The 11,074-nt window shown below is 59.7% G+C and carries 9 protein-coding genes; all 9 read left to right on the top strand.

Annotated features, from left to right (window positions below):
• The first annotated feature begins 323 nt into the window (after positions 1 to 323).
• Positions 324 to 1,805, top strand: coding sequence for a DUF1846 domain-containing protein (locus tag I2D41_RS01800; protein WP_006234276.1), 1,482 nt, complete (start codon positions 324 to 326; stop codon positions 1,803 to 1,805).
• Positions 1,806 to 2,061: 256 nt separating this feature from the next.
• Positions 2,062 to 2,400, top strand: a complete 339-nt coding sequence (locus I2D41_RS01795) for a helix-turn-helix domain-containing protein (protein ID WP_055286058.1) — start codon at positions 2,062 to 2,064, stop codon at positions 2,398 to 2,400.
• Between the two features lie 178 nt (positions 2,401 to 2,578).
• The gene (locus I2D41_RS01790) at positions 2,579 to 4,240 is read left to right on the top strand and encodes a CTP synthase (protein WP_195363343.1); all 1,662 of its coding nucleotides are present in this window, start codon (positions 2,579 to 2,581) and stop codon (positions 4,238 to 4,240) included.
• Between the two features lie 2 nt (positions 4,241 to 4,242).
• On the top strand, positions 4,243 to 5,184 hold the full coding sequence (xerD, locus tag I2D41_RS01785; RefSeq protein ID WP_195363342.1) for a site-specific tyrosine recombinase XerD: 942 nt from the start codon (positions 4,243 to 4,245) through the stop codon (positions 5,182 to 5,184).
• A 473-nt stretch (positions 5,185 to 5,657) separates the two neighbouring features.
• The gene (locus I2D41_RS01780) at positions 5,658 to 6,092 is read left to right on the top strand and encodes a division/cell wall cluster transcriptional repressor MraZ (RefSeq protein ID WP_138112171.1); all 435 of its coding nucleotides are present in this window, start codon (positions 5,658 to 5,660) and stop codon (positions 6,090 to 6,092) included.
• A 20-nt stretch (positions 6,093 to 6,112) separates the two neighbouring features.
• Positions 6,113 to 7,078 carry a 16S rRNA (cytosine(1402)-N(4))-methyltransferase RsmH gene (rsmH, locus tag I2D41_RS01775; protein WP_006234266.1) on the top strand — a complete coding sequence of 322 codons (966 nt, stop codon included), beginning with the start codon at positions 6,113 to 6,115 and terminating at the stop codon, positions 7,076 to 7,078.
• Between the two features lie 90 nt (positions 7,079 to 7,168).
• A complete protein-coding gene (locus I2D41_RS01770) occupies positions 7,169 to 7,639 on the top strand; it encodes a hypothetical protein (RefSeq protein WP_195363341.1) in 471 nt (156 codons plus the stop codon).
• A gap of 182 nt (positions 7,640 to 7,821) precedes the next feature.
• On the top strand, positions 7,822 to 9,522 hold the full coding sequence (locus I2D41_RS01765) for a peptidoglycan D,D-transpeptidase FtsI family protein (protein WP_324249157.1): 1,701 nt from the start codon (positions 7,822 to 7,824) through the stop codon (positions 9,520 to 9,522).
• A gap of 127 nt (positions 9,523 to 9,649) precedes the next feature.
• Positions 9,650 to 11,074, top strand: coding sequence for a UDP-N-acetylmuramoyl-tripeptide--D-alanyl-D-alanine ligase (locus tag I2D41_RS01760; protein ID WP_195363340.1), 1,425 nt, complete (start codon positions 9,650 to 9,652; stop codon positions 11,072 to 11,074).

Raw genomic sequence — 11,074 nt, 5'->3', positions numbered from 1 at the left:
AAAAGGCAAGGCATGACCAGAAGGTCTATGCCTTGCCTTTTTCATGCCAACTTGTACGTCCTGGGCGGCGCTCGCTGACTTATGCTCAACCTGCGACGTTTCCATTATTGATGCAAAGGGGTCAGGTTAGTTTGCGCCAAAAAGGGGAAGTTGCGGTGGAATAGTTCCTGTTTGGCCGTCTTGAGGGGTTAAACGGGAACTATTTCACCGCAACTTATTGATGGCGTGTTTGGTTGGTGCCTGTTGATGGTCTGGGTATCGGGGAGGGCGGGCTCCGTTATAATCGCCTAGAACATTAAATGGAAACGGGACGGGAGCCATACATGCGCCAGGGTTTCGACAACGCGAAGTATATCGAGCTGCAGGCTGCTCACATTAAGGAGCGCATCTCGCAGTTTGGTGGCAAGCTCTATTTGGAGTTTGGCGGCAAGCTGTTCGATGACTATCATGCGAGCCGCGTGCTGCCGGGTTTTGAACCGGACAGCAAGTTCCGCATGCTCAAGAGCATCGCCGACGATGTCGAGGTTATCATCGCGATCAACGCGAACCACATCGAGAAAAACAAGGCTCGTGGTGACCTTGGCATTACCTATGACGAGGACGTTTTGCGCCTGGTCGATCTGTTCCGAGGGAATGGGTTTGCCGTCGCGGCTGTGGTCATCACCCAGTATGCCGGCCAGCCTGCTGCCGATGTGTTCCGCAACCGCCTGAACGCGCTCGGTATTCCCGCCAAGCTGCACTATCCCATCGAGGGGTATCCGCACGATGTCGATCTGATCGTGTCCGACGATGGCTACGGCAAGAACGAGTTTGTCGAGACCACGCGTCCGCTCGTTGTCGTGACGGCACCCGGCCCCGGCTCGGGCAAGCTCGCCACTTGCCTCTCGCAGCTGTATCACGAGCATAAGCACGGTACCGCCGCCGGCTATGCCAAGTTCGAGACCTTCCCGGTCTGGAATCTTCCTCTGACGCATCCGGTCAATATTGCCTACGAGGCCGCCACGGCTGACCTCGACGACGCCAATATCATCGATTCGTTCCACCTTGAGGCCTACAACAAGACCACGGTCAACTACAACCGCGACGTCGAGGCCTTCCCGGTAGTCCGTGCCCTGATGGAAAAGATCCTGGGCAAGAGCCCCTACCAGAGCCCTACGGACATGGGCGTCAATATGGTCGGCTTTGCCATCACCGATGACGATGCCTGCCGCGACGCTTCCAAGATGGAGATCGTCCGCCGCTACTTTACCGCGGTCGAAAATGTGCGCCGTACCGGCGTGGGCGATGAGCAAGTCGACCGTCTCAAGATTATTATGAAGAAAGCCGGCATCGATAAGAACTACTCACCGGCGCGCTCGGCGGCCCTCACCAGGGAGCAGTTGACGGGTGGTCCCGTGGGTGCCATGGTCATGCCCGATGGCTCCGTGGTGACCGGCAAGACTTCCACGCGCCTGGGCGCCGCGAGCTCGCTCATCATGAATGCACTTAAGCATGTCTCAGGCGTCGACCTTGAGCTCGAGGTCATTAGCGATGAGGCGATCGAGCCCATCAGCAAGCTCAAGACGCATTTCCTGGGCAGCAAAAACCCGCGCCTCCACACCGACGAGACGCTTATGGCGCTGTCGATCACCTCGGCCACGAGTGAGACGGCCGCTCGCGTCCTTTCGGGCCTGGAGCAGCTGCGCGGTTGCGATGCCTTCTTTAGCGTGATTATCTCGCCGACGGACGAGACGGTACTGCGCAAACTGGGTATCAACGTGTGCTGCGAGCCCAAGTTTGAGCGCCGCGGTTTCTTCCATCGCTAAGTTTGAAGCACCGCGGTAATTGCATTGCATTTTGGCCGTATCGGGTTAGCGCCCGGTACGGCTTTTTGATCAATAAAGCGCCTATTTCGGCGAAAAATAGCTGTTTACCTGCCTAGAAACAATTTGAGCGGTATACAATAACCGTAACTGTTTCATCCTTAGCGGGATGCCGCATGATGGATATTACCTGCCATCGTGAGGTGTGTCGGTCGCGCACGGCGCGTTAGATGCTCGTGCTCGGTTTGAGGAGGCTGCTATGGCGGGCAAGGGTCGTGCGAGTGTCAACGATATGAAGCGTGTCGAGGTGCTGGTGTTGATGGAGATCGACCAGCAAACCGAAGACAATGGCGGGCCGTATGGTTTCTCGCGCAAAACGCTTGCCGAGCGCGTGGGGGTTTCGCCGTATCGTGCCCGCGCCGCAATCGATCGCTTGGATTCCGAAGGCATGATTGATGTCGTCTCGCGTTATAGCGACGACGGCGGTCAGCTTGCAAATGGCATTTGCCTCACCGAACGTGGCGAGTGGTATCTTGAGGGCGTCCGTACCGGCATGCTCGTTCAAGAAATGCTTGAGGACGAGGTTTCTGATCGATAGCAGCATGTAACCCTTGCCATAGCGACGCCGCCTGGGAAACCGGGCGGCGTTTTGTTTCAAGATTGAGAAATGCAATCTCACGCGAGAAAAATTGCGAACGGTCCGCGGCGCGAGTATTACAATGAAGACCCGTAAGATGTGGATAAACAACTTCTACGGGAAGCGCAGGTAACTCAATATGACCAAGCATGTGTTCGTAACCGGTGGCGTGGTTTCGTCTCTGGGCAAGGGTATCACCGCGGCCTCGCTGGGCCGTCTGCTCAAGTCGCGTGGCTACAAAGTAACGATGCAGAAGGCTGATCCGTATCTGAACGTCGACCCCGGTACCATGAGCCCCTTCCAGCATGGTGAGGTCTTCGTTACCGAGGATGGTTACGAGTCCGACCTGGACCTGGGTCATTACGAGCGCTTTATTGATGAGAACCTGACCCGCGATTCCAACTTTACGACCGGCGCCATCTATAAGAGCTTGATCGCCCGCGAGCGTCGCGGCGACTTTTTGGGCGGTACCGTGCAGGTGATTCCTCACGTCACCAATGCCATTAAGGACAAGTTCCGCCGCATCGAGGAGCAGACCGGCTCCGATGTAGTCATCACCGAGCTGGGCGGCACGATCGGCGACATCGAGTCCCAACCGTTTGTCGAGGCCATCCGTCAGTACCGCAAGGAGGCCGGCCCCGAGAACGTCTGCTACATCCACGTGTCGCTTGTTCCCTATATCGCCGCCGCCCACGAGGTCAAGACCAAGCCGACGCAGCACTCCGTCAAGGAGCTCCGCAGCTTTGGTATCCAGCCCGATATTATCGTTCTGCGCTCCGACCACCATATCGATGATGCCATCCGCGGCAAGATTGCAAGCTTCTGCGACGTCGACACCGACTGTGTCTTTACCAACGAGGACTGCGCGAGCATCTACGATGTTCCGCAGCTGCTCGCCGAGCAGGACTTTGACCTGCGCATTTGCGAGCGTCTGGGTCTTGACCCGCGTGAGCGCGACATGAGTCAGTGGAACGAGTTCCTGCGCAAGCAGAACCATGCCAACCAGCACGCCGACAAGGTGAAGATCGCCGTCGTGGGCAAGTATACGCAGCTGCCCGATGCCTACCTGTCGGTTATCGAGGCCCTGCACCATGCGGGCGTCTTCTACGATCGCCACGTTGATGTACAGCTGGTCGATGGCGAGAGCCTCGACGAGCAGAACGTCTCCGAGGTCCTGGGTGACGCCTCGGGCATCCTGGTCCCTGGCGGCTTTGGCAAGCGCGCCCTGGAGGGCAAGATCCTCGCGGCCGAGTTTGCCCGTGAGCACAAGATTCCGTATCTGGGCATTTGCCTGGGTATGCAGGTGGCCGTGTGCGAATTTGCCCGCAACGTGGTCGGCCTTGCCGGTGCCAGCTCTTCCGAGTTCGATCCGGATGGCCCGTATAGTGTCATCGACCTGATGAGCTCGCAGGAGGACGTGACCGAGAAGGGCGGCACCATGCGCCTGGGCGCCTATCCGTGCAAGCTTGCCGCCGATACCCTCGCGCGCGAGGCCTATGGCGAGGAGCTCGTCTACGAGCGTCACCGTCACCGTTTTGAGTTCAACAACGCCTTCCGTGACCAGCTCGAGGACGCCGGTCTGGTTATCTCGGGTCTTTCGCCCGACGAGCGCCTGGTCGAGATGGTCGAGCTGCCGCGCGACGTGCATCCGTGGTATGTGGCAACCCAGGCTCATCCCGAGTTCAAGAGCCGCCCGACCAATCCGCAGCCGCTGTTCCGCGAGTTCGTGCGCGCTTCGATCGGCCAGCACGAGGGTGTCGACCGTCTGCAGGTGACGCCCATGAACCTCGCTACGGACTAAGGGTGCCGGCGAATAAGGAATATACCGAAGCTACTCCCTCGTCGCTCGCCGTGGCGGCGGGGGAGTATCTCGATTACCTCGCGGTCGAGCGGGGTTTGGCGCGCAACACGATTGCGGCCTATCGTCGTGACCTGACGACGTACTGCGCCTATCTGGAGCGGGCGGGTATTGTGTCTTTTGAAGAGGTGACCCGTCAGGTCGTGGAGGGCTTTGTCGCCGACCGTCGCGATGGGGGCTATTCCAATGCTTCGGTGGAGCGTGCGCTTGCGGCCGTGAAGGGCCTGCATGCCTTTTTGGTGCGCGATGGGGCTGTGGCCCAAAACCCGACGGCGGCGTTGCGCCTGCCTAAAAAGGCTGAGCGTTTGCCGGAGTATCTATCGGTGGAGGATGTCTCGGCACTGCTCGATCAAGACTTCCCCGAGGGCGAGATGGGCTTGCGCGACCATGCCATCTTGGAAGTGCTCTACGGATGCGGTTTGCGTGTGAGCGAGTTGGTGGGGCTCGATGTGGGCGATATCCATATTGACGATGGCTTTGTACTCGTTCGCGGTAAGGGCTCAAAGGAACGCCTGTCCCCGCTGGTGGGAAGCGCGGCGCGAGCCCTGACGCTCTATGTAACTGAGGGACGTTCTCGCTTGGCGGCCCATGCCCGCGGAACCGAGACCTCGGCGGTTTTTTTAAATAAGAACGGACGTCGCCTGTCGCGCCAGGCCGTGCATGCGATATGCGAGCGGTATGGGCGTCAGGTGGGGCTGGTGGGGCTCCATCCCCATACCTTGCGCCACTCCTTTGCCACCCACATGCTCGCGGGCGGTGCCGACCTGCGTGTGCTGCAGGAGATTTTGGGCCATGCCGATATTTCGACCACGCAGGTCTACACGCATGTCGACCGAACGCAACTGACCGAGGTCTATCTGGCGGCGCATCCGCTAGCACATCGCTAGCACATCGCTAGCACCTCGCTGACCTGCATATTTATAAATATTAAATGGGACGGGCCCCAGATTGCCGAGACGCACTTTTGCGCGCATGGGCAATCTGGGGCCCGTCCCATTTTTCGCCAGACACCGACGCGGTGGTGGGCCGTGTGTACCGTGGGTGGGGGAGTTTGGGGGCGATGTGAACGGCATGTAAGGGGACGCAAAAATCGCCTCAAGGTCAACTTGAAGGTTGAGGTTGAAAGGCGGGGTGCCACAGGTGGCATCCCGTCGTTGCTGTAAACACAACATATTGTGTTTTCGAACATATGCTTGGGGGTGTTTTGCAATATATGGAGGGTGGAGTGGTGGGGCGGGGTGGGGGAAGGGGTGGGGAAAGGTGTTGAAAAATGGGGCGGTTCCCCATATTATTAATGACGTCGACAGGCGGGGTGGTTCCCCGCGTACGTGCCATCTGAGTAACCGAGAGGAGGGCGCACATGGGAATGACTGGTGCATACGAGCGCAATCTCGATGCAAAAGGTCGTCTGTCCCTGCCTGCACCCCTTCGCGAGGAACTTGGAGAGCACGTTCGCGTGTTCAAAGCCCTGGATGTCGATGCTCTGTACGTGTTCTCTGCCGAGGCCTTCGATAAGTGGGTCGAAGGACTCTTCGCGGGTCGTGAGGGCCACGAGGGCTTTAACCCGCGTGACATTAACGACCAGAAGCTCATGAGGGCGATCAACAAGCGCACCACGTCGATGGACGTGGACGGCGCCGGTCGTATCGGTCTTTCCGAGTCTCTCCGCAAGCAGGCGAACCTCGACCGCGAGGTCACGGTTGTGGGCAACTACGACCACCTTGAGGTTTGGGATCGCGCCGCGGCCGATGAGGACGATGACGATGAGGCCCTGCTGGACCTCTTCTTCTCGTAAGGGCAAGGCACGGGTAACGGATGGAGCGTGGGATCTTGACACAAGAATATCGGCATGAACCTGTCATGCTCGGCGAAGTGCTTGAGTCGCTGCGGCTAAAGAGCGGCTCCGTTGTCTGCGATTGCACCCTTGGCGGTGCCGGCCATTCGGTAAAGATGGCCGCGCAGGTGGGGGAGACGGGCCTTTTGCTCGGCGTCGATCAGGACGACATGGCCCTCGAGGCCGCTGGCGCCCGTCTGGACCGCGAGGTTCCCGGAGTTCCGCACCAGCTGCTGAAGGGCAACTTCGGCGACTTGGACGAGCTGCTTTGCTCGGCCGAGGTGCCCGGGGTCGATGGCTTCCTGTTCGATTTGGGCGTTTCGTCACCGCAACTCGATATCCCTGGCAGGGGCTTTTCGTATAACGAGGACGCCCCATTGGACATGCGGATGGATCCGGGTAATAACACCTTAAACGCAGCTGAGGTCATCAACACCTATAACGAACACGACCTCGCCCGGATTCTACGCGTCTACGGCGAAGAGAAGTTTGCCTCGCAGATCGCGCGCGAGATCGTGCGCCGCCGCGAGCAAGAACCGATCGAAACCACCGGCCAATTTGTCGAGATCATCAAGGCGGGTATCCCGGCTGCCGCTCGTCGGCATGGCGGACACCCGGCCAAGAAAAGTTTCCAGGCCATTCGCATCGAGGTCAATCACGAGCTCGATGTGCTCGAACGAGGGCTTGATGCCGCCACCAGGTGGCTCAACCCGGGCGGACGTATCTGCGTCATCTCGTATCACTCGCTCGAGGACCGTATCGTAAAGAACCACTTTAAGGAGATGAGCCAGGGGTGCACGTGTCCGCCGGAGATTCCGGTGTGCGTGTGCGGCAACGTGCCGATACTCAAGGTCATCACCCGCAAACCCTTGGTTGCCCAGCCTGATGAGGTTGAGCGCAACCCTCGGGCGAGATCAGCCAAAATCCGCGTGGCGCAGCGTCTGTAGGCGCGACCGCGCGATATTGGACCTCCCGCTCGCACCATAAACGAAGCTTAAACACACTACCAACGTACTCGGGATGGGAGGCGGCATATCATGGGCTACAACACTTCAAGCGCAGCACTCGCCTATGATATGAACGCCGTGCCCGCCTATCGTGAGACGCCGCAGGCCCCCGTTGCTCCCCGTGAGCAGCGCGCGCCGCGCTTTGATGTCTACACGGGCGCGGGCCGTCAGGCAAACCAGGCGGTAAGCCCGGTTTTCATGAGCGTTCTTAAAACGTTTTGCATCATTGCGGCTATCTTCATGACGATCGGCGTCGCCCGCGTGGCGCTCGCCGGCGTTACGGCCCAGGTGCTCAACAGCAACGCCGAGCTTACCAACACGCTCGAAAAGGCGACCGATGAGAGCTCCGACTTGGAGGTCATGCATTCGGTCTATGGCGCCGACACGCGCATTCGCGACCTTGCGGGCGCTTATGGCATGGTGGAGCCCAGCGAGAGCGTTACACTTGACTTTTCGCAGGATGCAGCCGCGGGCGCCAACGCGACCGCGACCGCTCAGTAGCAAGACGGTAGCTGAGTATGACAAATGACTATCGCCGCGGTTCCGATGGGGGCCGCGGTTCTGGACGTCCCTCGTCGCGGGGACGTTCTGGTTATCAAGGAACGGGTCGGCAATCTTACAACGCCGGGCAGTCCCGTGGCAACGACCCGGCGTCGCGACTTCGCGGCTCGGGCGGCCCTCAAGTGCATAACACCGGGTCGCGCAAGAGTTCGTCGACCGAATGGCTCACAGGCACGCCTCTGCCTCGCCGCAAAGCCGTCATGGGCTTCATCGGGCTTGGTTTGGGCTTGGGCGTCTTTCGCCTTGCCGACTATCAAATTGTCGAAGCCGATAAACTGCGCGAGCGTGCCGATGCGCGCCGCCTGCTTGCACAGACCCTCTATGCCAAACGTGGCACCATCTATGACCGCAACGGTAACGTGCTGGCGTCGTCGGTCGAATGTCGCAACATCGCCGTGAACCCGCAGCTTGTCGAGGATGTCGACAAGACGGTGTCGGCGCTGGTCAAGGCAACTGGAATCGATAAAAAGACCTGCCGCAAGCTCGTCGAGTCCGATGGCACCTGGGTGTATATCAAGCGCCAGGTGGACGAAGACGATGCTGCGGCGCTGGAGAAGAAGAACCTGCCCGGCGTGCTTTTTGAGCAGGCCATGAAGCGCGTATATCCATACGGCAATCTGGCATCGCAGGTGCTGGGTGTAGTGAATGTAGACAACGACGGCTTGACGGGTCTCGAAAAGCAATACAACAAGCTTCTGACCGGCACGAACGGTTCTCTTGTGCGCGAGCGCGCGAGAGACGGCAGCTATATCGCGGGCGGTGCCTATAAAAAGGTGGCTGCGGTCGACGGCGTTGATATCGTGACGACGCTCGATGTCAATATCCAGCGAGCGGCCGAGGATGCCCTGGCAGAGGCAGTTGAGAAGACTAAGGCCAAGAACGGCTCGGCGCTGGTCACCGATCCTACGACAGGCGAGATTTTGGCAGCCTGCTCGTACCCGACCTACGACCAGACCGATCTGGAGAACGCCAAGACCGAGGATATGAACCTGCGCCTGGTCACCGACGCCTACGAGCCCGGCTCGGTCTTTAAGACGCTCGTGGCGGGCGCCGGCTTCGACTTGGGCGTCGTGCGATCGAGTACGTCGTTTGAGGTGCCGGCGAGCATCAAGGTGGGTGACGATACCGTCACCGATGCTGACAAGCGCGACTATGCCATGACCATGGATGTGCGCGAGATGATGCGCCGTTCGTCCAATGTGGGCTTTGTCCTGGTGGGGCGCAAGATCGGTGCCGACGACTTTGCCGCTTATGTGGACAAGTGGGGCATCGGTCACAGCTCTGGTGTCGATTTTCCGGGCGAGAGCCTGGGCATCGTCAAGGAGCGTGACCAGTATGACGGCGCCACGCTGGGATCGATGAGCTTTGGACAGGCGCTGTCCGTCTCGCCGATTGAGATCGCACGTGCCGTGGGCGGCATCGCCAACGGCGGCGTGATGATGACCCCGCACTTCTATAAGTCCAGCAAAGGCGACGAGAAGGACTGGGGCGAAGGCGAGCGCGCGATTTCTGAGGACGCCGCATCCCAGGTGACATCGTGCATGCAGACGGTCGTGTCCGAGGGAACGGGCGTTGGCGGCGCGGTTGACGGTTATGACGTGGCGGGTAAGACCGGTACGGCCGAACGAGCCGACGAGAACGGCGGCTACCTCAAGGAGAACTACATGTCGTCCTTTATGGGCTTTGCGCCGGCACAATCGCCCAAGGTGCTGTGCTATATCACGCTTGACGGAACGCCGAGCGGCTCAGATGCCGCTGCGGTGCCGTTCCAGTCCATTATGGCCAACGCGCTCGACGTGCTGGGTATCCCGCACACGAAGTAGGGGGTTACAATCTTTGGGGCGTGGTTTGTTGTCCCATATGAGGGGTGTTCACATGCCCTGCACCACGCATGCGCGGCGCTGGGATACAATACGCCGATAGCATTATTAGGTTTACAGGGGAGCTGCAATGATAGAGATCGCCGTCAACAACCTCGCGGCCGCAACAGGGGCCCGAACCGTGACGGGAGAAGCCGATCGGGTATGCCGCGGGTGCGTTATCGACTCGCGTCAGGTCGAGGAAGGGACGATTTTCGTCGCCTTTCCCGGTGAAAACGTCGACGGCAATGATTTTGCTTCCCGTGCCGTCCAGTCGGGTGCCGGCGCCGTCGTAATGACGCGTGAGCCCGAGGCCGAGCTGGTCTCGCTGGCGCAGGACAAGGGCTGTGCCATCTTGCTGACCGATGATCCCGAGGACTTTCTGCTGCGTTTGGCGCACACGTACCGTCTGGAGCTTGGCTGCCTGGTCGTTGGTATTACCGGTTCCATCGGCAAGACGACGACCAAGGACGTGCTCGCCGCCGTGCTCGCCAAGCGCTATCGTGTTTGGGCCACCAAGGGCAATTTCAATAACCTGATCGGCATGCCGCTCACGGTGCTTTCCGCTCCGGCCGATACCGAGGTCCTGGTGCTCGAGATGGGCATGAACCATTTCCACGAGATCGAGCGCCTGTCCCAGTCCGCCAATCCCAACCTTGCCATCGTGAGCAAGATCGGTACCTCTCACATCGGCATTTTGGGCAGCCGCGAGAACATCGCCCGCGCTAAGGCCGAGATTGTCCAGGGTATGTGCGCCGCTGGCGACTTCTTGCCGCTGCTGGTTTTGGGCGGCGAGGACGACTTTACGCCGTTCATTCGCGATACGTTCGCCCAGCCTGCTGGTATCGACGTGATGCTGGCCGGCGTATCGGACGATGATGAGGTCCGCGCCCGCGACATTCGTGTTGATGACGAGGGCCGTCCGGTCTTTACGCTCGATTTTGGCCAGGGTGAGACGATCGATACCATGCTTGCCATCCCTGGCGTGCAGTCCGTTCCTAATGCCGTTAAGGCCGCCGCGGTTGCCTATCGCCTGGGCGTGACACCCGAGCAGATCGATGCTGCCTTTAGGGGCCTCACGATCACCGGTCACCGCCAGGAGATCAAGCGCGCCAAGAGCGGTGCACGCATCATCGATGACTCCTATAACGCCAGTGCCGAATCGATGGCTGCTGGCCTCGACCTGCTGTGCTCGCTTTCGTGCGCGGGGTCTCGCATGGCTATCCTGGGCGAGATGGGCGAGATGGGCGATGAGGCTCCTCGCATGCATGAGCTCGTGGGCGCCTATGCTGCCGCCAAGAAGCTCGACATGCTGGCGTGCGTGGGTGGTGAGCTGTCCCAGCTTATGGCCGATGCCGCGCGCATGATGGGCATGGACGAGGACCGCATCCAGGTGTTCTCCGATTATCAGCAGGTGCTCGACCGCATGGGCGGCGCGCTTGAAAAACATGATGTTGTACTGGTCAAGGGTTCCCGCTTTGTTGAGCTCGACCGCTTTGTGGAAGGTGTGTGCTAG

The sequence above is a fragment of the Collinsella aerofaciens genome (assembly GCF_015552075.1).
In the GTDB taxonomy this organism is placed as follows: Bacteria; Actinomycetota; Coriobacteriia; order Coriobacteriales; family Coriobacteriaceae; genus Collinsella; species Collinsella aerofaciens_Y.
Note: the sequence above shows the minus strand (reverse complement) of the source record. Positions and strands in the feature narration are given on the sequence as shown.